This window comes from Nocardioides kribbensis (assembly GCF_015070375.1).
Taxonomy (GTDB): Bacteria; Actinomycetota; Actinomycetes; order Propionibacteriales; family Nocardioidaceae; genus Nocardioides; species Nocardioides kribbensis.
In genome coordinates this window covers 346103-366799 of sequence record NZ_JADCLL010000001.1, presented here as the reverse complement: position 1 = coordinate 366799, position 20697 = coordinate 346103, and the positions used below count along the sequence as shown (strand labels likewise).

Genomic DNA, 20697 nt, shown 5'->3' with positions numbered 1-20697 from the left:
CCTTCCGTCGGCGCCGCCGGTCGGCGGCAGGTGAGCAGTGTGACGTACGTCGGGGCGGTGCGCTCAGGCGGTGGTGCCGGGCTCCAGCCGCGCACCGGGCTCGAGCACCACGCCCTCGCCCACCGTGCACTCGCGGCCGAGCAGCACGACGTGCTCGGGGTCGGGCCGCGAGGCCGTCCCGCGGGGCGCACCGACCATGGCGCCGACCTCGACGCGGCAGCGCACGTCGACGACGGCGTCGTGCACGGCGCTGCGGGCACCGACCACGGAGTCGGCGAAGAGCACGCTGTCGGTGACGATCGCGCCCTCCTCGACGACCACCCCGGGCCCCAGCACGCTGCGGTGCACCGACCCCGCGACCTGGCAGCCCGGGGAGACGAGGCTGTCGACGACGTCGGCGCCGTCGCGCAGCCGCGCCGGCGAGCGCTGCGGCTGGCGGGTGAGGATCGGCCAGTCGGCGCGACCCAGCACCCCCTGGTCGTCGAGGAGCAGGTCGTGGTGGGTGCGCAGGTACTTGTGGGGCTCGCCCAGGTCGCGCCAGTAGCCGTCGAGGGCCAGCGCCCGGGTGCGGCCCCGCTCGACCAGCCGCGGCACCAGGTGGTCGCCGAAGTCGTCGAGCCCGGAGTCGCCGGCCGGGCTGTCGGCGCCGAGCTCGCGGTGCAGATCCTCGAGCACCGCCACCAGCACGACCGGGTCGTAGGCGATGACCTCGGTCGAGACCACCGAGGTCGCGGGCTCGTCGGGCTTGTAGGCGAAGCCGGTGACGAGGCCGTCGTCGTCGGCCTCGACGACCCCGTGGTCGCCCGCCTCGGAGGGGTCGACCTCGCTGGTGAGCAGGGTGCACTCGGCGCCGCGGTCGAGGTGGGCGGCGACGAGCTCGGCGTAGTCGTAGGTGTAGACGTGGTCGGCGCTCATCACCAGCAGCACGTCGGCGCCGAAGCCGGCGACCTGGTGGCGCAGCCGGTAGAGCTCGTCGGCGTTGCCCCGCGCGAAGCCCTCCTCGTCGAGGCTGCCGGTGCCCTCCTCGGGCATGAGCAGCCGCAGGCCGCCGCGGGTGCGGTCGAGGTCCCACGGGCGTCCGTTGGCGACCTCCTCCTCGAGCGTGCCGCCCTGGAACTGCACCGAGAGCCACACGTCGCTGATGCCGCTGTGGGTGAGGTTGGACAGCGGGAAGTCGACGAGCTGGAGGACACCGGCCACGGGCAGCGCGGGCTTGGCGCGCTCCCGGGTCAGCACGTCCATGCGCCCACCGGCGCCGCCGGCCTGGACGATCGCGAGCACGCGGGGTCTGGTCATGGGTCACCCAAGCACGGACGCCGTCTCGTGCGCGAGGCCCCCCGGGGTGGTGCGGGCACCCCCTGCGCCGCGGCCCCGCCCGGGACGCGGCGCGGTCTCGGCTCAGGCCCCGGCGGACAGCCGGTACCGCACGACGCGGCGGCGCAGGGTGGGGGAGGAGACGACCTCGTAGCCGGCCTCGAGGAAGACCTGGAGGAGCCCGACCGACGCCTCGTCCCAGATGACGGTGCGCCCCGGGGCGGGCTCGATCGGGTAGCCCTCGAGGACGTGGGCGCCGACCTGCGCGCCGTACTCGACGGTGGCCGCGGCGAGCTCGTAGGTGAGACCGGTCCTGCGCCAGCCCGACCGCACCACGAAGCAGGTCACCGACCAGACGCCGGACAGCTCGGGGTCCTGACGCATCCAGGGCTGCTTGCGGCTCCAGATGCGGGGGTAGTGCTCCCGCGGCTCGATGGCGACCCAGCCGGCGGGCTCGCCGTCGACGTAGCCGACGAGGCCGGAGGTCGGGCCGTCGGTGCCGCAGGCGGTCTGCGCGACCAACGCCGCCTCCCGCTGCTCCTGGGTGGTGTCGCGCCAGATCCAGCCCGGCGCCTTCAGGCCCTGGCAGCGGCACCTGCTCGCCCCGCCCGTCGCGAACACGGCCGCGACGTCCTCGGCGGAGGCGCGGTGGGCCGGGAGCCAGGTGAACTCGGGCATCTCGCGACCCTAGGACCTCCGCGTCCCGGGGTGAAGGGGCACTCGAGCAGCAGCGGGCCCCGGGGGTGCGGACGGGCTGGCCTGTAGGCCGGGTTCTGTGCCGGCTCGCGCCGGCGGCGACCATCCATCTACGACTGCCGTTGCCGACAGCCTCCAGCGGTCTACCCGTGCACTCGGGCGGGTCACCCTCAGACGTGCACGCGTGCGGGGCCTCGCGGCTCCGCACTTCTTGACCTTGCTCCAGGTGGGGTTTGCCTAGCCGCCCCGGTCGCCCGGGGCGCTGGTGGTCTCTTGCACCACCGTTTCACCCTTACCGCCTCGGGCCGGAGCCCTCGGCGGCGGTCTGTTCTCTGTGGCACTGTCCCGCGGGTCACCCCGGGTGGGCGTTACCCACCACCACGCCCTGTGGAGCCCGGACCTTCCTCGGCGCCTCCCGAGGGAGACGACGCGGTCGCCCGGCCAGCCCGTCCGCAGGAGAGAACGTACCGTGGGGGCGTGTCCTCCGACGACCTGGTGCCCCCGCCCCTCGTGTTCCCCGGCCAGACCGGCGCGGAGTCGGCCTACCGCGTCGCCCACGACCTGCTCGTGCGCCGCGCGCCGGCCGAGGCGCTCGCCGTGCTCGAGCCCGCGCTCGCCCTCGACCCGACCAGCTCGGGGCTGCGGACCCTGCGCGCCTGGGCGTACCTGCTGCGCGCCCAGCTGACGAAGGCCGAGGCCGAGCTGGCCGGCCTGGTGGAGGAGAAGCCCGACGACCTGTGGGCGCGCCACGCGCTGGGGCGCGCCCTGGAGCGCCAGAGCCGCCTCGCCGACGCCCTGCCCCACCTGCGGCTGGCCGCGGCGATGTCGGGCGACCCCGAGCACGAGGTCGCGGTGCTGCGCGTCGAGCGGCGCCTCGCCGAGGCCGGCGAGCGGTCCTTCGACGACCTGACCTGACCCTGACCTGACCCGGCCTCGGGGCCCGGGGTGGGTCAGCCGTCCTCGCGGTCGCCGCGGGACGTCGGGGCCGTCGCGACCGCGGCGTGTCCGGAGTAGCGCGGCGCCACCTCGCGCAGCGCCTCCAGCACCACCCGCACCGCGGCCCGCTCGGCCTGGTCGGCGCGGGCGAGCGCGGCGATGCGCCGGGTCTGCACGGGCGCGGCGGTGGGCAGCAGCACCGGCCTGCCCGCCCCCGAGCCGGCTCCCGGGCCCGTGTCACCCAGGCGGGCGGCGTGGCGCGGCAGCAGGGCGAGGCCGTGCCCGGCGCCCACGAGCGCCTGCTGGGTGCGGAGGTCGGCGAAGCGGTGCGTCACCTGCGGCGCCGGCGCGCCCGCGGCGGCGAACCACGCCAGCAGCGCCCGGTCGAAGGGCCAGCCCGCCGGCACCCCGATCCAGGTCTCGGCGCGCACGTCCTCGACCTCGACCGGCCGGGTGGTGCCGGCCAGGGGGTGACCGGGCGGCACACCCACGTCGAGCGGCTCCTCGACCAGGTCGACCACCCGCACGCCGCGCCGTCGCCACAGGGCCTGCGACACCGCGCCCGACCACGCGCCGTCGACCGACGCGCGGTGGGCCAGGACGACGTCGGCGAGGTCGGTGCGCGCGGCGTACTCGTCGCCGTGGAGGTCGGCCTCGACCACCTCCAGCTCCAGACCGGGGTGGCGGGCGAGGGCGGTGAGCAGGTGGGGGAGCAGACCCTGCGCGGCGGTGGGGAAGACGCTGAGCCGCACGGTGCCCCGCACCTCGCCGTGGTAGTCGTCCCACCGGGCCTGCACGCGCTCGAGCGCCTGCTCGACCTCGCCCGCGGCGTCGCAGAGCACCCGGCCGGCGTCGGTGAGCTCGACGCGGCGACCGACCCGGCGCAGCAGGCTGGCGCCGGCCTCGCGCTCCAGGGTCTTGAGCTGCTGGGAGACCGCCGTGGGGGTCAGGTGGGCGCGCCGGGCCACCGCGGTGACGGTGCCGAGCCGCTCGAGGTCGCGCAGCAGCCCCAGCCGCCGGACGTCGAGGTGGCGCGGGGGCGGGGCCTGCCCGGTCGGGACGTCCATGAAGGAAGACTACGCAGTAGCTGCAGCACGATGACATGGATCTTCACGGTGGGAGGCCCCAGGCTGGGTGCATGACCCTCACGCACGTCCCGCGCCGGGTGGACCGCCGGTGACCCGCCGCGACGCCCTGCTCGCCGTGCTCGTCTCGGTCTGCTGGGGTGTGAACTTCCTGGCCATCCACGCCTCCCTGGAGCACTACCCGCCGATGTTCCTGGTCGCGCTGCGCTTCGCCGTGATCGCGCTGCCCACGCTGCTGCTGGTGCGGCGCCCGCAGGTGCCCGCGCGCTGGCTGGTCGGCTACGGCGTGGGCTTCGGCGTGCTCCAGTTCGTGTTCCTCTACGCCGGCATGGCCGCCGGCATGCCGGTCGGGCTGTCCTCGCTGGTGCTCCAGGCCTCCGCTCCCTTCACGGTGCTGATCGCGGCGGCGTGCCTGGGCGAGCGCCCCTCCCGCGCGACCTGGATGGGCATCGCGGTGGCCCTGACCGGGCTGCTGGTGATCGCGGCCTACCGCGGCCTGACGGTCTCGCTGCTGCCGACGGTGCTGGTGCTGCTGGGGGCGCTGGGCTGGGCCCTGGGCAACATCGCCTCGCGTCAGGCCCAGGCCCAGGCCGCGCCGGCGGGCGCCTCGCCCTTCGCGCTCATGCTGTGGATGACGGTCGTGCCGCCGCTGCCGATGCTGGCGCTCTCGCTCCTGGTCGAGGGGCCGGACCGGATCCTCGCGTCGCTCGGCTCCGCCGTGGGTCCGGGCGCCGCGCCCGAGGCGGCCGCGGCCAACCTGGGCCTGCTCTACACCGTGGTCGTCGGCACCCTGGTCGGCAGCGGGCTGTGGACGCTGCTGCTGCGGCGCAACCCCTCGAGCGCGGTCGCGCCCTTCTCGATGCTGGTGCCGGTCACCGGCATCACGACCGCGTGGCTGGTGCTGGGGGAGACCCCCGCGCTGGCCGAGGTGCTCGGCGGGGTGCTCGTGGTGGGGGGTGTGCTGCTGCCCCACGCGTGGCGCCGGCGCCGGGGCTCGCGTGCGGCGGCGGGGGCGGGCTCAGGGGTGGGTGAGGACCTCGGCGCCGTCGGCGGTGACGAGGAGGGTGTGCTCGAACTGCGCCGAGCGCCGTAGGTCCTTGGTCGCCACCGTCCAGCCGTCGTCCCACATGGTCCACTCGTGGGTGCCGAGGTTGAGCATGGGCTCGATGGTGAAGGTCATGCCGACGTTGATGACGTCGTCGTAGTGCGGGTCGTCGTAGTGCGGCACCACGAGCCCGGAGTGGAAGTGGGTGCCGATGCCGTGGCCGGTGAACTCGCGGACCACGCCGTAGTCGAAGCGACGGGCGTAGGTCTCGATCACCCGGCCGATGACGTTGAGCCGTCGGCCGGGCTTGACCGCCTTGACCGCCCGGTCGAGCGCCTCGCGGGTGCGCTCGACCAGCAGCCGCGACTCCTCGTCGACGTCGCCGGCGAGGAAGGTGGCGTTGGTGTCGCCGTGCACGCCGTCGAGGTAGGCGGTGATGTCGATGTTGACGATGTCGCCGTCCTCGACCACGCGGCTGTCGGGGATGCCGTGGCAGACGACCTCGTTGACGCTGGAGCACAGCGACTTGGGGAAGCCGCGGTAGCCGAGCGTGGAGGGGTAGGCGCCGTGGTCGCACAGGAACTCGTGGCCGAGGCGGTCGAGCTCGTCGGTGGTGACCCCGGGCTGCACCGCCGCGCCGACGGTCTCGCGGGCCTGGGCGGCCAGGCGGCAGGCCGCGCGCATGCGCTCGATGGTCTCGGCGTCCTTGACCTCGCTGCCCTCGAAGGGCGCGGGGGCGGGGCGGTCGACGTACTCGGGGCGCGCGATGTGGGCGGGCACCGGGCGGCGCGGGCTGACGGCGGCCGGGGTCACGGGGGCGGCTGCGGGAGGGGTCACGGGCGTGAAGTGTAGTTTCGCCCCCATGGCTGACAGCGACGGCGAGTACTGGTTCAACGTCAAGCTCCACCGGGTGGAGACCACCGAGGACCTGAGCCCCAGCAAGGACCGGCTCGGCCCCTACGCTACGCGGGCCGAGGCCGAGCGTGCCCTGGAAAAGGCCGCTCAGCGCAACGAGGACTGGGACAGCGACCCGGACTGGAACGACGACGCCCCCGCCGCCGGCGGGGACCCCCGCTGACGGTGGCCTCCGGCTGGGGCGGGGGGCGGGGCCGGCCCGGTCGCCCGCCGCGCCGCGCGGACGCCGCCTCCCCGTGGCCCTTCGTAGGCATGGCCGGCATGGCCGCGGTCTTCTTCCTGTACGCCGCGAGCGGCCCGGTCACGCCGTGGTGGGGCCAGGCCCTGCTGCTGGCCTTCTGGGCCCTCCTGCTACTGGTGGCCGCGGCCTGGTGGAGCCTGCACCCCACCTGGGTGCCGTGGGTGCCGGTGGTCGGCTTCGTGGTGCTCTTCGCGACGGTCGTCGCCGGCGCGGCCTGGTGGGGCTGGGCGGACTAGCCCCCCCGACGGGGCCGCCCCGGGCTCAGGCGTCGGCCGTGGTCGCCGTGCCCGCCCCCGGGTCGGGCTCGACCTGCTTCACCGACAGCCGGGTCAGGCGCGCGCCCTCGCGGCCGGTGACGACGAGGGTGTGCCCACCGACGGCGAGGTCGTCGCCGACGTCCGGGATGCGCCCGAGGCGGTGCAGCACGTAGCCCGCGGCCGTCTCGTAGGGTCCGTCGGCCAGCTCCACGCCGGTCTGGGCCGCGAACTCCTCGATGGTCAGCGCGGCGTCGACCTCGCCGTCGTCGGAGGTGCGCTGGTGGGTCGCGGGGTCGTCGTACTCGTCGTCGATCTCGCCGACCAGCTCCTCGACCAGGTCCTCGAGGGTGACGATGCCGTCGGTGCCGCCGTACTCGTCGACGACGACCGCGAGGTGGGCCCGCTGCTTGCGCATCCAGGTCAGGGTGGGCAGCACCCGGTTGGTGCCGGGCAGGTGGGTCACCGCGCGCAGGTGCTGCTCGACGGTGTCGGTGGGGTCGTCGGGGTCGGCGCCGAAGAGGTCGCGCACGTGCACGAAGCCGCGGACGTCGTCGACGTCGCGCCCGATGACGGGGTAGCGGGAGAAGGGGTTGTCGCGGATCGTGGCGAAGGCCTGGGCCACGGTGTCCTCGACGCGCAGCACCGTCACGTCGGCGCGGGGTCGCATCACCTCCACCAGCGTGCGGTCGCCGGCGTCGAAGACGTCGACGAGGATCTGGCGCTCGCTCTCGCCGAGGCCCTCGTGCTGGTCGACCATGTAGCGCAGCTCGTCCTCGCTCATCTCCTCCGAGGCCGCGTGGGGGTCACCGCCGACCAGGCGCACCACGGCGTCGGTCGACTTCGAGAGCAGCCAGATCACCGGGCGCATGAGGTTGGCGAAGCGGTCGAGCGGCGGCCCGACGACCAGGGCGACGCCGGCGGAGCGCTGCAGCGCGATGCGCTTGGGCACCAGCTCGCCCAGCACGAGGCTGACGTAGGCCACGACGAGGGTGAGCAGGACCAGCGCGGCGGTGTCGGCCGCCGCCTCGGGCAGGCCCGCGCTGACGAGGAACGGCGCGAAGTCGGGCGCGAGCGTCGAGGCGCCGTAGGCGGCGGAGAAGAAGCCGGCCACGGTCACGCCGATCTGCACGGCGGCGAGGAAGCGGTTGGGCTGGCGCGCGACGTGGGCGACGCGTCCGGCGCGCCCGCCGCGCTTCTCGAAGTCGCTGACCTGGCTCTCGCGCAGGGAGACCAGCGCGATCTCGGTGCCGGCGAACACCCCGCCGACGAGCACGAAGGCCAGCACGAGGGCTGCGTTGATCAGGGTCTGTTGGTCCACCGGGTCTCCTGGTGCGGGGGCGAGGTGGTGCCGAGCGTGCCTCATCGCCCCAAGGGGTGACCCGGGTGCGGCCGGGGTCGGGCCGGGGTCGGGCCGGGTCCGGTCAGGCCGGGTCCGGTCAGGCCGGGGTGACCCGCAGCACGACGTCGTTCCCGTCGCCGTTGTCGGTGGTCAGCAGCAGCGCGCCGCCCGGCGCCTGGGTGACCTGGCGGATGCGGCCGTGCTCCTTGAGCGCCGCGGGGGAGCGGACCTTGCGCAGGTCACCCCGCGCGTCGAAGGTCAGGAAGAGCACCTCGGTGTCCTTGAGCACCGCCACGGCCAAGGCTCCCCGCAGGGCGCCCCACTGCTTCCCGCGCACGAAGGTCGCACCGCACGTGGCGACGGTCGAGGGGCCCGAGCGCCACCGTGCGGCGACCTGGGTGCCAGGCAGCGACCGGTCGGTCATCGGCACCTGCTCGTTGTAGCCGGGGACGGGGTGCCAGCCGTAGTCGCCGCCGTTGCGGAGCCTGTTGACCTCGTCGTCGCGGAAGCTGCCCTGCTCCACCGACCACAGGCTGCCGTCGGCGCGCTGGGCCAGGCCCTGCACGTTGCGGTGTCCGTAGGTGTGGACGTAGCGCTTGCTGCGCACCTTCGCGCGGGGGAAGGGGTTGCCCGGCCACGGGGCCCCCGTGCGGCGGTCGAGGCGCAGGGTCTTGCCGCCCAGCGAGGTCAGGTCGCGGGGGTTCGTGCCGACCGCGGCGTCACCGGTGCCGACGAGCAGCGACCCGTCGCGAGCGATGAGGAGGCGGCAGCCGCCGTGGCGCCCGGAGGAGGCGGGCAGGCCCTTGAGGAGCACCTTGGCGCGGGTCGCGGTGGTGGCGGCGTCGTCGAGGGTCCAGGCGACGACGCGCACGTCGTGGCCGCCGCCGGCGGTGGTGGCGCCCTGGCAGGTGTAGATGCGGCCGTTGTCGGCGAAGCGCGGATCGACCTCGAGACCCATGAGGCCGGTCTCCCCGGAGACCCAGACCTGGTCGGAGGGGAAGTCGACGTCGCGGGTCTCGCCGCCCTCGACCACGGTGAGGGCCGCGCGGTCGCGCTGGGTCACCAGGAGCCGTCCCTCGCCGATGGAGCGGACGTCCCACGGGTGGTCGAGACCGGAGGCCACCCGCGACACCGTCAGCCGCGGCACGGCCCGGGGGGCGGCGGCGGGGTCGGGGTCGGTGTGAAGGTCGGCGGTGCTCCCGGGAGCCGCGGTGCGGGAGTCCGTGGGGCCGTGGCCGTCGGGCGTCGCCTGTGCCGCCTGGGCGGTCGGTGCCGCGGGGGCGAGGAGCGCGGCGGCGAGCACGGCGGCGGCGCACGCGCTCAGGCGGCTGCCGCGGTGGGCGGGACCGCCGGCGGGGCGGGCGGGGCGGCGCAGTCCGAGAGGGGCCATGGCGCCACGCTACGGCGGGACCCGCCCGGAGGCACCCACCCGATCGGTGGATGTCGTGTGGAGGAGCGCCCGCCGGGCGCTGCGGCGCCGGGTGTCGTGTTACCGAACCGGTGGGGTCGTGTCACCGCTGCGTGGACCGGCCGTGGGCCTGACGTCCGTAGTGTTCTACCCATCAGCCGGACCTTCCGGGGGGACGGACCGGCTGCCGACGGAGAAGGCGACGGAGGGTCGCGCGCTCCCGGGGGACCACGTGGCTGGGGGGCCACAGCGCCCCCGTCGTCGGACACACGAGGACAGCCCGCACGACGTTCCGGGGGGAGCGGCGCGCGGGCTGTCTCGCGTTGCCCGGACGTCCTGCCCGGAGGTCGCGTCAGAAGGTGTGCTCGGGGCCGGGGAAGGTGCCGCCCCTGACGTCGGCGGCGTAGGCACGGGCCGCGTCGAGCATGACGCCGTGCAGGTCGGCGTACTGCTTGACGAAGCGCGGCATCCGCCCGGTGCGCAGCCCCAGGGCGTCCTGCCACACCAGCACCTGGCCGTCGCACCCGGGGCCGGCCCCGATGCCGATCGTGGGGATGCCCAGCGCACGGGTGACCTCTGCGGCGACGTCGCCGGGCACCATCTCCATGACCACCGCGAAGGCGCCGGCGGCCTCGACCGCCCGCGCGTCGGCCAGCACCCGGGCGGCGGTGTCGCCGCGGCCCTGCACGCGGTAGCCGCCGAGGGTGTGCTCGCTCTGCGGCGTGAAGCCGATGTGGGCCATCACCGGCACGCCGCCGCGGGTGAGCAGCTCGATCTGGGGCGCCATCTCGGCGCCGCCCTCGAGCTTCACGGCGTGGGCGCCCCCCTCCTTCATGAAGCGCACGGCGGTGTCGTAGGCCTGCTGCGGCGAGCCCTGGTAGGAGCCGAAGGGCAGGTCGCCGAGCACCATCGCCCGCCGCGCCGAGCGGGCCACGGCGCGGGTGAGCGGCAGCAGCTCGTCGACGGTGACCGGCAGCGAGGTCTCGTTGCCGAGCACGTTGTTGGACGCGGAGTCGCCGATGAGCAGGACGTCGATGCCGGCCTCGTCGAAGGTCTGCGCGGAGTACTGGTCGTAGGCGGTGAGCATCGTGATCCGCTCCCCGCGCTGCTTCATCTCGCGCAGGTGGTGGGTGCGCACGCGTCGTGCCGGGGCGGGTGCGGCGGCTGCGGTGGACGTGGTGGGCGTGGTGGGTGCGGCCGGGCCGGTGCCGTAGGGCGCGGGCTCCTCGGACGCGGCGGGCGACGGCACGGACGGGTCGGGCGACCCGGGGCTGGGCGTGCTCATGACGAGCTCCTTCGGCTGCGATCTCGCGGCTCCCGGATGGAGTCCACGGACTGCTCCCAGGCTAGGGGCGCGAGGTGGTCGTGCGGCAGGTGCGCGAGCGGGTGGTGGTGCTCACACCGACGCCGCCCGACGTCAGGTGACGGGCCGGCCGGCCGCGTCGGCCGCGGCCTCGAGCTCGGCCACGACGATGCGCCGCATGCCGAGCATGGCCTGCATCGCGGCTCCGGCCCGCGCGGGGTCGGCGTCGGAGAGCAGCTCGCCGAGCCGGTCGGGCACGACCTGCCAGGACAGCCCGAAGCGGTCGGTCAGCCAGCCGCACCGCGACTCCTCCCCGCCGTCGCCGAGGCGCTCCCAGTAGTGGTCGACCTCGGCCTGGTCGCGGCAGGCGATGCTGAAGGAGACCGTGGGGGTGAATCCGGCGTGGACCGGCCCGCCGTTGATCGCGCGAAAGGTGAGGCCGTCGAGGGTGAACTCGCCGGCCATCACCGTGCCCGCGGGCATCGGGGCGCCCTCGCCGTACCGCGACAGGTGGCCGACGGAGGACCGGGGGAAGATCGCGGTGTAGAAGGACGCCGCCTCCTCCAGCTCGTGGTCGAACCACAGGCAGGGGGTGATGCTGCCGGTGGGCGTGGGGCCGGTGGAGGTGCCGGCGTCGGTGCTGATGCTCATGCCGGGGGAGACCACGGCGGGGCGGGGAAGTCATCGGCGCCGGCGTCGGTAGGTTCCTCCCCATGCGCGTCTTGGTCTCCGGCGGTGCCGGCTACATCGGGTCCCACACCGTCCTCGCCCTCATCGAGGCCGGCCACGACGTCGTGGTGGTCGACGACTTCTCCAACAGCAAGCCCACGGTGGTGGCGCGGCTCGAGGCGCTCTCCGGGCGCCACGTGCCGCTGCACGCGATCGACCTCACCGACGTCGACAAGACCTCCCACCTCTTCGCGGTGGAGGAGATCGACGCGGTGATCCACTTCGCGGGCTTCAAGGCCGTGGGGGAGAGCGTCGCGAAGCCGCTGGAGTACTACCGCAACAACCTCGACTCCACCTTCTCCCTCGTCGAGGCCATGCGCCGCCACGACGTGCACCGCCTCGTCTTCTCCTCCTCGGCCACCGTCTACGGCGACAAGGCCCCCCTGCCCTTCCACGAGGACTACGCCGACCTCAGCGCCCTGAGCCCCTACGGCCGCTCCAAGGTGATGATCGAGCACGTGCTCTCCGACGTCGCGGCCGCGACCCCGGGCCAGCGCACGGCGCTGCTGCGCTACTTCAACCCCGTGGGCGCCCATCCCTCGGGCGACCTCGGCGAGGACCCGCAGGGCATCCCCAACAACCTCATGCCGTTCATCGCCCAGGTCGCGGTGGGCCGGCGCGAGCGGCTCTCGGTCTTCGGCGACGACTACCCCACCGACGACGGCACCTGCGAGCGCGACTACATCCACGTCATGGACCTCGCCGCCGGCCACGTCGCCGCCCTGGAGCACCTCGACGACATGGCCGAGCCCGCGCGCGCCTTCAACCTCGGCACCGGGCACGGCACCAGCGTGATGGAGCTCTTCCACGCCTTCGAGCGGGCCGTGGGCCGCGAGCTGCCCTACGAGGTGGTCGGCCGGCGCCCCGGCGACCTGCCCCGCATGTGGGCCGACGCCACCCGGGCCCGTGAGGAGCTGGGCTGGGAGGCCACCCGCACCGTCGACGAGATGTGCGCCGACACCTGGTACTGGCAGTCGCGCAACCCGCACGGCTTCCCCGACGGCACCCGGCGCTGAGCGGTCCGGCCGGGGAGGTCCCCGGCGCGGGCATCCCTAGGATGGGCGCCGTGGACTTCTACTCGGCCTACGCCCAGGGCTTCGCGCGGGTCGCGGCCTGCACGGTGCCCGTCGCGATCGCCGACCCGGCGACCAACGCCGCGCGGGTGCTCGAGCAGGCCCGGGCCTGCCACGACGACGCCGTGGCCGTGGCCGTCTTCCCCGAGCTGTGCCTCTCGGGCTACTCCATCGAGGACCTCCTGCTGCAGGACGTGCTCCTCGAGGCGGTCGAGGACGCGATCGAGACCGTGCGCGCCGGGTCGGTCGACCTGCTGCCGGTGCTCGTGGTCGGTGCCCCGCTGGTGCACGGCACACGGGTGCTCAACTGCGCCGTGGTGATCCACCGCGGCCGGGTGCTGGGCGTGGCTCCCAAGTCGCACCTGCCGACCTACCGGGAGTTCTACGAGCGGCGCCACTTCGCCCCCGGCGACGACCGGCGCGGCGCCACGCTGCGCCTGGGCGGCCGTGAGGTGCCGCTGGGACCCGACCTGCTCTTCACCGCCGAGGACGTGCGCGGGCTGACGCTGCACGTCGAGGTCTGCGAGGACATGTGGGTGCCCGTGCCGCCCAGCGCGGAGGCCGCCCTCGCCGGTGCCACGGTCCTGGCCAACCTCTCCGGCAGCCCGATCACCGTCGCCCGTGCCGAGGACCGCCACCTGCTGGTGCGCAGCGCCAGCGCGCGCTGCTCCGCGGCCTACGTCTACGCCGCCGCCGGCCAGGGCGAGTCGAGCACCGACCTGTCCTGGGACGGCCAGACCCTCGTGCACGAGTGCGGCGACCTGCTGGCCGAGGGCGAGCGCTTCGCCCGGGGCCCCGTGCGCACCGTGGCCGACGTCGACCTCGACCGGCTGCGCCAGGAGCGGTTGCGCCAGGGCACGTTCGACGACAACCGCCGCACCCACGCCGAGCGGGTGGAGGCCTTCCGCACCGTCTCCTTCACCCTCGACCCGCCCACCGGCGACGTCGGGCTGCGCCGCGCCGTCGACCGCTTCCCCTTCGTGCCCAACGACCCCGCGCGCCTCGCGCAGGACTGCTACGAGGCCTACGCCATCCAGGTCTTCGGCCTCGAGCAGCGCCTCACCGCGATCGGCCAGCCCCGGGCGGTCATCGGCGTCAGTGGCGGCCTCGACTCCACCCACGCCCTCATCGTGGCCGCGCGTGCCATGGACCGCCTCGGGCGACCGCGCAGCGACATCCACGCCTTCACCATGCCGGGCTTCGCCACTGGCGACGTCACGAAGTCCTACGCCACCCGGCTGGCCGCCTCCCTCGGCGTCACGTTCGAGGAGCTCGACATCCGCCCGGCCGCCGAGCAGATGCTGCGCGACCTCGACCACCCCTTCAGCGACGGTGCGCCCGCCTACGACGTGACCTTCGAGAACGTCCAGGCCGGGCTGCGCTACGACTACCTCTTCCGCCTGGCCAACCACCGCCGCGGCATCGTCGTCGGCACCGGCGACCTCTCCGAGCTCGCGCTGGGCTGGTGCACCTACGGCGTCGGCGACCAGATGTCGCACTACAACGTCAACGCCGGGGTGCCCAAGACCCTCGTGCAGCACCTCATCCGGTGGGTCGCCGACAGCGAGCAGTTCGACGAGGAGACCAACGCCCTGCTGCGCGAGATCGTGCTCCAGGAGATCACCCCCGAGCTCGTGCCGACCACCGAGGGCGAGCGGCCGCAGGCCACCGAGGACACCGTGGGCCCCTACCCGCTCCAGGACTTCACCCTCCACCACGTGCTGCGCCTGGGCATGCGCCCCAGCCGGGTGGCGTTCCTCGCGTGGCACGCCTGGCGCGACGCCGACGCCGGTCAGTGGCCCGCCGGGCACCCGGTCGAGCGGCGAGCGGCGTACGACCTGCCCGCCGTGCGGCACTGGCTGGAGGTCTTCGTGACCCGCTTCTTCGCCAGCCAGTTCAAGCGCTCCGCACTGCCCAACGGGCCCAAGGTCAGCGCCGGCGGCACGATGTCGCCGCGCGGTGACTGGCGCATGCCCTCCGACGCCTCGGCCGTCGCGTGGCTGGCCGAGATCGAGGCGCACGTCCCGCGCTGAAGTGCTCGCGACGCGCCGGTTGAGGACTCCACGACCTTAGCCCCGCCTTAGCGGATCCATGGTTCGCGGTTAGCGCAGGTCGCGACAGTCTCTTCCTCGTCAGCACGAGACGAGGAGACACGGACATGAAGAAGGCCCTGCTGGTCGTCGCGACGGTCGTCGTGGTCGTGCTCGTCGGAGGCGGCGCCTGGGCGATGCTCGGCGGCGGCACCGACCTGCAGACCCGAGGCACCTGCGGCAACGCGACCTACGAGCTCAGCGCCGAGGACGACGACGACAACCTCGAGGTGAACTTCGAGCTCCAGTCGGCCAGCGCCGGCGAGGCCTGGGAGGTCGTCGTCGCGCAGGACGGCACCGCGCTGTTCTCCGGCGAGCGCACCACCGACGAGGACGCCGAGCTCGACGTCGACGTGCTCGGCGACGAGGACGCCGACGCCGTCTTCAGCGTCGTCGCCACGCCCCAGGGCGGCGAGGCCTGCACCGTCGACCTCGACTGAGGCGACCGCCCCTCCCGCACCCCACGGCTCCGCCCACACCACCCGGCTCCACCCGCACCACCCGGCTCCACCCACCCACCCATCCCTGCAGCACCCGTCCCAGGAGGACCCACCATGATCAAGCGCACCGCCGCCCTGCTCGCCACCACCGCCCTCGTCGCCGTCCCGGCCACCACCCTCGTGGCGGCTCCCGCCCACGCCGTCGAGCGCGGCGGGGTCTGCGGCGACGGCCGCTTCTCCCTCGACGTCGAGACCGACGACGGCCAGTACGAGATCCAGGGCGACCTCGACAACGTCAAGGCCGGCTCCCGCTGGAAGCTCGTGCTCAAGCAGGACGGCAAGGTCATCTTCAAGGACACCCGCCGCGCCGACAACGAGGGCGACATCGACGTCGAGCGCACCCGCCCCAACACCGCCGGCAAGGACACCTTCCGCTTCATCGCCACCCGCGTCGGCGGCAGCCCCACCTGCTCCACGAAGGTCACGCTCTGACCTGACGGCACCTCGCGCGCGGCAGCGCGCACGGCACCACCACGACGGGGCCGCTCCTCCGGGAGCGGCCCCGTCGTCGTGCTGCCCGCGCCGCTCGTGCCTTCCGTGCGCCCTAGGTCGGGGGACCGAGCTCGACCCGCACCCGACCGCCACCGGCGGGGGAGCGCTCCAGGGCCAGCGAGCCGCCCGACTCCTCCGCGGTGCGCACCGCGATGGCCAGCCCCAGGCCCGTGGACCCCGCGCCCGAGGTGCCGCGGGCGGTGACGTCGACGCCGTCGGGGAAGCCGCTCCCGGCGTCGTCGACGAGGAGCAGGACCCCGCCGCCGGGACGTGGGGCCAGCTCGACGTGCAGGTCGGCGCCGTCGGGGGTGTGGGAGAAGACGTTGTCGAGCAGCACGTCCACCAGCGCCTGCAGGTCCTCCTCGGCCGCCCGCACCCGCGCCGGCACGGCGCCACCGGCGCCGAGGTCGGGGTCGACGACCAGCACGAGGGCGCGGCCCTGGTCCTCGGCCAGCGCCTCCCAGAAGTCGGTGCGTTCGGTGACCACCGCGACCGCGTCGGCCTCGGGCACCAGGCCCTCGCGCTGCGAGCGGCGGGCCTCGCGCACCACGTGGTCGACGGTGGCGTCGAGCTCGTCGAGGTCGGCGCCGAGCCGCTCGCGGTCGCCGGGGTCGGTCAGGGAGTCGACGCGCAGGCGCAGCGCCGTCATCGGCGTGCGCAGCCGGTGCGACACGTCGGCGACCGAGTCTCGCTCGCGGGCGAGCAGCACCTCGATGCGACCGACCAGCCGGTTCATCGCGCCCGCGAGCTCGCGCACCTCGAGCGGCCCGCTCGGGGTCACCGGGTCGGGCCGCCGGCGGTCGCCCAGCTGCCCGGCGTACGCCGCGAGCGCGCGGACGGGCTGCACGAAGCCGCGCCCGATCCGGTCGGCCAGGGCGAGGGCGGCCAGCAGCAGGACCAGCCCGAGGGCCACCAGCGCGAGGTAGATGCGCAGGATGCCCGACTCCAGGCCGGGGGCCTCGACGCGGACCCGGATGACCGGGGTGTTGCCGGGGGCGGCGGTGTTGCCGCTGAGCGAGACCGGCACCAGGAACTCCGCACCGCCCGCGACGTCGTCGACGCGGGCCAGGCCGGTGTTGCGGGTGGCCACGACGCGCCGGGTGGCCGCGCCCGACTCGGGCACGGAGTAGCCCTGGGGGTGGTCGGCGTCGGGTGGGTAGAACACGGTCGTGGTGGTGCCGGTGCCGCGGTTGACCAGGCCGAGGTAGACGCTCACGGCGCCCGGGTCCTGCCCCGCGACGACCGTCTCGGTGGCCTGCACCTCCAGCGCGGCGCGGGAGAGCCGGTCCTCGAGGGCGTAGCTGCGCAGCAGCAGACCCATCGGCACGAGCATGGCGAGCAGCACCATCGACACCGCGGCGGCGACGGTGAGGGTCAGGCTCCGGCGCATCGGCTCAGACGTCGCCGGGGTCGGTGCCGGTGCCGGTCACGGCCCGGGGCGTGACCTCGGGGGCGGCGAGGCGCACCCCGACGCCGCGCACGGTGTGGAGGTAGCGCGGCTGCGAGGCCGACTCGCCGAGCTTGCGGCGCAGCCACGACAGGTGCACGTCGACGGTCTTGTCGGAGCCGCCCCAGGCCTGGTTCCACACGTCGGTGAGGAGCTCCTTCTTGGTGACCACCTCGCCCTCGCGCTCGGCGAGGTGGCGCAGCAGGTCGAACTCGCGCGGGCTCAGGTCGACCGGGGTGCCGTCGAGGGTCGTGCGACGGGCCGCGACGTCGATCTCCAGCCCGCCGACCACGAGCGACGTGCGCGGCGCCCGCGCCCCGGAGCCGACGCGTCGCATGACCGCGCGGATGCGGGCCTCGAGCTGGGCGGTCGTGTAGGGCTTGACGACGTAGTCGTCGGCACCGGCGTCGAGGCAGCTCACCAGCGTGGGGTCGTCGTCGCGGGCGCTGGCCACGATCACCGGCATGTCGCTGACCGAGCGCAGCATCGAGAGCACCTGCGTGCCGTCGACGTCGGGCAGCCCGAGGTCGAGGATCACCAGGTCGGGGCGGGTCTCCACGGCCATGCTGAGGCCCTGCATGCCGGTGGGCGCGGAGGAGACGGCGTAGCCGCGCTCGCCCAGCGAGCGCATCAGCAGCGGGCGGATGCGCGCGTCGTCCTCGATGATCAGCACCTGCGCCACACCGCCGAACCTAGGCCATCGCACCGCCCTCGACGCTCACCCCGCCGGACCGTGGTCGCCGCGGCGTCTTAGCGTGGCCTTAACCCCGGCTTGGGGTGCCGCTGGGGACAGGACGGGGCGGCATCCGGGACCATGGGGGTGTGGACACGCGGACCGAGCACGGCGACTGGCGCCGGGTGGTGGGCTACGCCCTCGCCTGGGGCCTGGCCGCAGCGCTCGCCGTGACCATCGGTGTGCTCGCGGTGACCTCGCTGGGCGACAGCATCCGCGGCCGCGGCCCCCTGGGCAGCAACGAGCTGATCCGCAACGCCGAGCAGGACGACGACGCCCCCTACGACCCGCAGGGCGAGAGCATCCGCACGGTCGTGCGTGACGAGTTCGGCGGCTTCGTCGTGGAGTGCCAGGGGTTCACCGCCATCGGCGTCGAGCCCCGCCCGGCCCGGGGGTGGACGACGGTGAGCTACGAGACCGGTCCCGACGACGACGTCGACGCGATCTTCACCAGCGGCGCCCGCTCCATCGAGGTCGAGGTCTTCTGCAACGCCGGCGTGCCGACGGTGGCCGAGATCGAGCGCAAGACCCTCCCGTCGCAGGCCGACACGGGCTGAGCACTGTCCGCCTGAAGCGTCACGGCGGCGTTCCTCGCCGCCGAGGAACGAGGATCCACGCATGAGCCGACCAAGTGACGACCCTGCTGCCGATCTCCTGAGCGCCGTCGCGCTGTGGGGCAACCGAGGCGCCCTGGTGCTCTTCGGCCTTGGCACGATCGTCCAGCTGGTCGCACTCCTGCTCGTCACACCGGATGCTCGCGGCGCGATCTACTTCCCCATGGCGCTGGGTGCGTTGGCGTTCGTCGCAGCCCTCGTGACAGAAGTGAGGCGATGGCGTCGGCGGTCCTCCACCGGGGCGTAGGCCCGCGTCGCGGGTGGTGGTTGCGCGCTGCGCCGCGCAGGAGCGATGGCGGGGCGGGGCCCGCCCGGTCGGGATGGCGCCGTCGGAACCCGAGACTGTCTCGTCCCGGGACCGAGCACCAAGCCGGGGCGGAGCGCCGGCGCACGCTCGGGCGTGGTTGGCGCAGCGTGGCGCTTCTCCCGTCGCGAGTGGGGAGCGGAACAGGCAGCGGCCACACATTCTTCGGGGGGCCACCGTGCAAGATCCCAGGCTCTCCGCCCTTCAGCCTCACACGCGGTCGCCCAGCCTCGGAGGCGACAGTGACGGGCCCCGAGCGCCCTATCGGGCGCCTCGTCGTCGGTCAGACGGTGGAACCGATCCGACGGGCGCTCCGTGGGCGCTATGGGCGTGCAGGTCGACCACGCATGAACCTTGCGCCCTGGCTGTCGTCACGGTCTCGTCGGCTCTCGTGGCCGTCGGGCTCGGCGCCCGCGTGGTGCTGGGTGACGTTCCCGGCGGCACGCCGACCGCGGGGGGGCCTCGTCGAGGTCAACGAGGACGTCGACGCCGGCGCGATGGAGCCGACCCGACAGCGACCTGCTGCGCGAGGGTGACCCGAACTCGCCTCTTGATGGCGGACAAGTCGGGGGCGGGTCCGGAGGCGGGGGACCGCCTCAGCGGCACCTGGTACACCGAGGAGGCGTGCTCGTCGTGACCGACGTCCGGCCGAGTCTCTGAACGTTCCGGGCCGACCCCGGACGCAGACCGTGCTCGGGCGCTCCCGGTCGTCGCCGGCATCGCCGGCAGCGGCGGCGCTGGAGCAGCTCGCGCCCCTGATCAACCTCACGGCGCGGATCTGTAGGCTCCGCCGCATGGGCAAGCAAGAGGACTTCGTACTCCGAGCGCTCGAGGAGCGCGACGTCCGCTTCGTGCGGCTGTGGTTCACTGACGTGCTGGGCTCGCTCAAGTCGGTCGCGGTCGCGCCGGCCGAGCTCGAGGGCGCCTTCAGCGAGGGCATCGGCTTCGACGGCTCGGCCATCGAGGGCTTCGCGCGCGTCTACGAGGCCGACATGCTGGCCAAGCCCGACCCGTCGACCTTCCAGATCCTGCCGTGGCGCAGCGGCGACGGCCCGGCCACGGCGCGGATGTTCTGCGACATCCTCATGCCCGACGACTCCCCGTCGTACGCCGACCCGCGCTTCGTGCTCAAGCGGACCCTGTCGAAGGCGGCCGAGAAGGGCTTCACCTTCTACACCCACCCCGAGATCGAGTTCTACCTCTTCAAGGACATGCCCGGTCGCGGCGAGGAGCCGGTGCCGGTGGACCGCAGCGGCTACTTCGACCACACCGCGCAGTCCGAGGGCGCCGACTTCCGCCGCGAGGCGATCACGATGCTGGAGTCGATGGGCATCTCGGTGGAGTTCAGCCACCACGAGGCCGGCCCCGGCCAGCAGGAGATCGACCTGCGCTACGCCGACGCGCTCTCCACCGCCGACAACATCATGACCTTCCGCACCGTGATCCGCGAGGTGGCGCTGAGCCAGGGCATCTGGGCCAGCTTCATGCCCAAGCCCTACACTACCCACCCCGGCTCGGGCATGCACACCCACGTCTCGCTCTTCGAGGGCGACGAGAACGCCTTCTACGAGGCCGGCTCGCAGTACTCCCTCTCGCGCACCGGACGTCAGTTCATCGCCGGCATCCTGCGCCACGCCCCCGAGATCTCCGTGATCACCAACCAGTGGGTCAACTCCTACAAGCGGATGATGTTCGGCGGCGAGGCCCCCTCCTACATCTGCTGGGGCCACAACAACCGCTCGGCGATGATCCGGGTGCCGATGTACAAGCCCAACAAGGGCCAGTCGACCCGCATCGAGCTGCGCACCATCGACGCCGCCTGCAACCCCTACCTCGCCTACGCCGTGGTGCTGGCCGCCGGCATGAAGGGCATCGAGCACGACTACGAGCTGCCCCGCGAGGCCGAGGACGACGTCTGGTCGCTCACCGAGCGCGAGCGCACCAGCCTGGGCATCGCCCCGCTGCCGAAGAACCTCAACGACGCGATCACCATCGCCGAGGACTCCGAGCTGCTGGCCGACACCCTCGGCGAGAGCGTCTTCGACTTCTTCCTGCGCAACAAGCGCGCCGAGTGGGACGAGTACCGCGGCCAGGTCTCGGCCTTCGAGCGCGACCGGATGCTGCCGGTCATCTGAGCCCGGCCCGACCGCCCGTCCGCACCAGTCGCGCCACCCGC

Annotated in this window: 21 protein-coding genes and 1 other RNA gene; 11 read left to right on the top strand and 11 right to left on the bottom strand. The window is 74.1% G+C overall.

What is annotated here, in order from left to right; all coding sequences use genetic code 11:
• Window positions 1-63: 63 nt before the first annotated feature.
• The 3 genes from IR170_RS01765 to rnpB form a co-directional block, all read right to left on the bottom strand.
• Window positions 64-1296: a glucose-1-phosphate adenylyltransferase family protein gene (locus IR170_RS01765; RefSeq protein ID WP_193660979.1), complete on the bottom strand. Its 1233-nt coding sequence runs from the start codon at window positions 1294-1296 to the stop codon at window positions 64-66.
• A gap of 102 nt (window positions 1297-1398) precedes the next feature.
• Window positions 1399-1992, bottom strand: a complete 594-nt coding sequence (locus IR170_RS01760) for a GNAT family N-acetyltransferase (RefSeq protein WP_193660978.1) — start codon at window positions 1990-1992, stop codon at window positions 1399-1401.
• A gap of 68 nt (window positions 1993-2060) precedes the next feature.
• Window positions 2061-2459: RNase P RNA component class A (rnpB, locus tag IR170_RS01755), an RNA gene on the bottom strand.
• A 28-nt stretch (window positions 2460-2487) separates the two neighbouring features.
• Between rnpB and IR170_RS01750 the strand changes: the two genes are divergently transcribed.
• Window positions 2488-2925, top strand: coding sequence for a tetratricopeptide repeat protein (locus tag IR170_RS01750; protein WP_082502852.1), 438 nt, complete (start codon window positions 2488-2490; stop codon window positions 2923-2925).
• Between the two features lie 35 nt (window positions 2926-2960).
• Here IR170_RS01750 and IR170_RS01745 read toward each other — a convergent pair whose 3' ends face one another.
• Window positions 2961-4013 carry a LysR family transcriptional regulator gene (locus IR170_RS01745; RefSeq protein WP_193660977.1) on the bottom strand — a complete coding sequence of 351 codons (1053 nt, stop codon included), beginning with the start codon at window positions 4011-4013 and terminating at the stop codon, window positions 2961-2963.
• A 109-nt stretch (window positions 4014-4122) separates the two neighbouring features.
• On the opposite strand from IR170_RS01745, the gene IR170_RS01740 reads away from it, so the two are divergent.
• On the top strand, window positions 4123-5124 hold the full coding sequence (locus IR170_RS01740; protein ID WP_193660976.1) for an EamA family transporter: 1002 nt from the start codon (window positions 4123-4125) through the stop codon (window positions 5122-5124).
• Here IR170_RS01740 and map read toward each other — a convergent pair.
• Window positions 5050-5913: a type I methionyl aminopeptidase gene (map, locus tag IR170_RS01735; protein WP_319804864.1), complete on the bottom strand. Its 864-nt coding sequence runs from the start codon at window positions 5911-5913 to the stop codon at window positions 5050-5052. The two genes, IR170_RS01740 and map, sit on opposite strands and share 75 nt — an antisense overlap.
• A 25-nt stretch (window positions 5914-5938) precedes the next feature.
• On the opposite strand from map, the gene IR170_RS01730 reads away from it, so the two are divergent.
• On the top strand, window positions 5939-6154 hold the full coding sequence (locus tag IR170_RS01730) for a hypothetical protein (RefSeq protein ID WP_193660974.1): 216 nt from the start codon (window positions 5939-5941) through the stop codon (window positions 6152-6154).
• Window positions 6155-6243: 89 nt separating this feature from the next.
• The gene (locus IR170_RS01725) at window positions 6244-6468 is read left to right on the top strand and encodes a hypothetical protein (protein WP_193660973.1); all 225 of its coding nucleotides are present in this window, start codon (window positions 6244-6246) and stop codon (window positions 6466-6468) included.
• 25 nt (window positions 6469-6493) lie between these two features.
• On the opposite strand, the gene IR170_RS01720 is transcribed toward IR170_RS01725, so the two are convergent.
• The 4 genes from IR170_RS01720 to IR170_RS01705 form a co-directional block, all read right to left on the bottom strand.
• Window positions 6494-7807, bottom strand: a complete 1314-nt coding sequence (locus tag IR170_RS01720) for a hemolysin family protein (protein WP_193660972.1) — start codon at window positions 7805-7807, stop codon at window positions 6494-6496.
• Between the two features lie 118 nt (window positions 7808-7925).
• Window positions 7926-9218 (bottom strand): PQQ-dependent sugar dehydrogenase, encoded by a 1293-nt coding sequence (locus IR170_RS01715; protein WP_193660971.1) that lies wholly within the window; start codon window positions 9216-9218, stop codon window positions 7926-7928.
• 370 nt (window positions 9219-9588) lie between these two features.
• Window positions 9589-10521, bottom strand: coding sequence for a 3-methyl-2-oxobutanoate hydroxymethyltransferase (gene panB, locus IR170_RS01710; RefSeq protein WP_193660970.1), 933 nt, complete (start codon window positions 10519-10521; stop codon window positions 9589-9591).
• Window positions 10522-10653: 132 nt separating this feature from the next.
• Window positions 10654-11190: a VOC family protein gene (locus IR170_RS01705; RefSeq protein ID WP_193660969.1), complete on the bottom strand. Its 537-nt coding sequence runs from the start codon at window positions 11188-11190 to the stop codon at window positions 10654-10656.
• A 62-nt stretch (window positions 11191-11252) separates the two neighbouring features.
• Here IR170_RS01705 and galE point away from each other — a divergent pair, with 62 nt between their 5' ends.
• The 4 genes from galE (at window position 11253) to IR170_RS01685 (ending at window position 15363) form a co-directional block, all read left to right on the top strand.
• On the top strand, window positions 11253-12284 hold the full coding sequence (gene galE / locus IR170_RS01700; protein WP_056864283.1) for a UDP-glucose 4-epimerase GalE: 1032 nt from the start codon (window positions 11253-11255) through the stop codon (window positions 12282-12284).
• A 41-nt stretch (window positions 12285-12325) separates the two neighbouring features.
• A complete protein-coding gene (locus IR170_RS01695) occupies window positions 12326-14374 on the top strand; it encodes an NAD(+) synthase (RefSeq protein WP_227488384.1) in 2049 nt (682 codons plus the stop codon).
• A 125-nt stretch (window positions 14375-14499) separates the two neighbouring features.
• On the top strand, window positions 14500-14871 hold the full coding sequence (locus IR170_RS01690; RefSeq protein WP_193660967.1) for a hypothetical protein: 372 nt from the start codon (window positions 14500-14502) through the stop codon (window positions 14869-14871).
• Between the two features lie 114 nt (window positions 14872-14985).
• Window positions 14986-15363, top strand: a complete 378-nt coding sequence (locus IR170_RS01685) for a hypothetical protein (RefSeq protein WP_056864285.1) — start codon at window positions 14986-14988, stop codon at window positions 15361-15363.
• Between the two features lie 112 nt (window positions 15364-15475).
• Here the strand turns inward: IR170_RS01685 and IR170_RS01680 are convergent, their stop codons facing one another.
• Both IR170_RS01680 and IR170_RS01675 read right to left on the bottom strand, forming a co-directional pair.
• On the bottom strand, window positions 15476-16813 hold the full coding sequence (locus IR170_RS01680; RefSeq protein WP_193660966.1) for a sensor histidine kinase: 1338 nt from the start codon (window positions 16811-16813) through the stop codon (window positions 15476-15478).
• Between the two features lie 4 nt (window positions 16814-16817).
• Complete coding sequence (locus tag IR170_RS01675; RefSeq protein ID WP_193660965.1) at window positions 16818-17552, bottom strand: response regulator transcription factor; 735 nt, start codon at window positions 17550-17552, stop codon at window positions 16818-16820.
• A 140-nt stretch (window positions 17553-17692) separates the two neighbouring features.
• Here IR170_RS01675 and IR170_RS01670 point away from each other — a divergent pair, with 140 nt between their 5' ends.
• The 3 genes from IR170_RS01670 (at window position 17693) to IR170_RS01660 (ending at window position 20656) form a co-directional block, all read left to right on the top strand.
• Entirely contained in the window at window positions 17693-18160 is a 468-nt protein-coding gene (locus IR170_RS01670) for a hypothetical protein (protein WP_193660964.1), read from the top strand.
• A 61-nt stretch (window positions 18161-18221) separates the two neighbouring features.
• Window positions 18222-18464, top strand: coding sequence for a hypothetical protein (locus IR170_RS01665; RefSeq protein WP_193660963.1), 243 nt, complete (start codon window positions 18222-18224; stop codon window positions 18462-18464).
• Between the two features lie 851 nt (window positions 18465-19315).
• Window positions 19316-20656, top strand: coding sequence for a glutamine synthetase family protein (locus IR170_RS01660; protein ID WP_056864289.1), 1341 nt, complete (start codon window positions 19316-19318; stop codon window positions 20654-20656).
• Window positions 20657-20697 lie beyond the last annotated feature (41 nt).

Excerpts from the sequence above, each read along its gene's own strand:
- IR170_RS01660 (WP_056864289.1), top strand. The coding sequence starts at position 19,316 with ATGGGCAAGCAAGAGGACTTCGTACTCCGAGCGCTCGAGGAGCGCGAC.
- IR170_RS01685 (WP_056864285.1), top strand. The coding sequence starts at position 14,986 with ATGATCAAGCGCACCGCCGCCCTGCTCGCCACCACCGCCCTCGTCGCC.
- IR170_RS01715 (WP_193660971.1), bottom strand. The coding sequence starts at position 9,218 with ATGGCCCCTCTCGGACTGCGCCGCCCCGCCCGCCCCGCCGGCGGTCCC.
- IR170_RS01680 (WP_193660966.1), bottom strand. The coding sequence starts at position 16,813 with ATGCGCCGGAGCCTGACCCTCACCGTCGCCGCCGCGGTGTCGATGGTG.
- panB (WP_193660970.1), bottom strand. The coding sequence starts at position 10,521 with ATGAGCACGCCCAGCCCCGGGTCGCCCGACCCGTCCGTGCCGTCGCCC.
- IR170_RS01705 (WP_193660969.1), bottom strand. The coding sequence starts at position 11,190 with ATGAGCATCAGCACCGACGCCGGCACCTCCACCGGCCCCACGCCCACC.
- IR170_RS01760 (WP_193660978.1), bottom strand. The coding sequence starts at position 1,992 with ATGCCCGAGTTCACCTGGCTCCCGGCCCACCGCGCCTCCGCCGAGGAC.
- IR170_RS01665 (WP_193660963.1), top strand. The coding sequence starts at position 18,222 with ATGAGCCGACCAAGTGACGACCCTGCTGCCGATCTCCTGAGCGCCGTC.
- IR170_RS01745 (WP_193660977.1), bottom strand. The coding sequence starts at position 4,013 with ATGGACGTCCCGACCGGGCAGGCCCCGCCCCCGCGCCACCTCGACGTC.
- IR170_RS01695 (WP_227488384.1), top strand. The coding sequence starts at position 12,326 with ATGGGCGCCGTGGACTTCTACTCGGCCTACGCCCAGGGCTTCGCGCGG.
- IR170_RS01765 (WP_193660979.1), bottom strand. The coding sequence starts at position 1,296 with ATGACCAGACCCCGCGTGCTCGCGATCGTCCAGGCCGGCGGCGCCGGT.
- IR170_RS01690 (WP_193660967.1), top strand. The coding sequence starts at position 14,500 with ATGAAGAAGGCCCTGCTGGTCGTCGCGACGGTCGTCGTGGTCGTGCTC.
- galE (WP_056864283.1), top strand. The coding sequence starts at position 11,253 with ATGCGCGTCTTGGTCTCCGGCGGTGCCGGCTACATCGGGTCCCACACC.
- IR170_RS01725 (WP_193660973.1), top strand. The coding sequence starts at position 6,244 with ATGGCCGGCATGGCCGCGGTCTTCTTCCTGTACGCCGCGAGCGGCCCG.
- IR170_RS01730 (WP_193660974.1), top strand. The coding sequence starts at position 5,939 with ATGGCTGACAGCGACGGCGAGTACTGGTTCAACGTCAAGCTCCACCGG.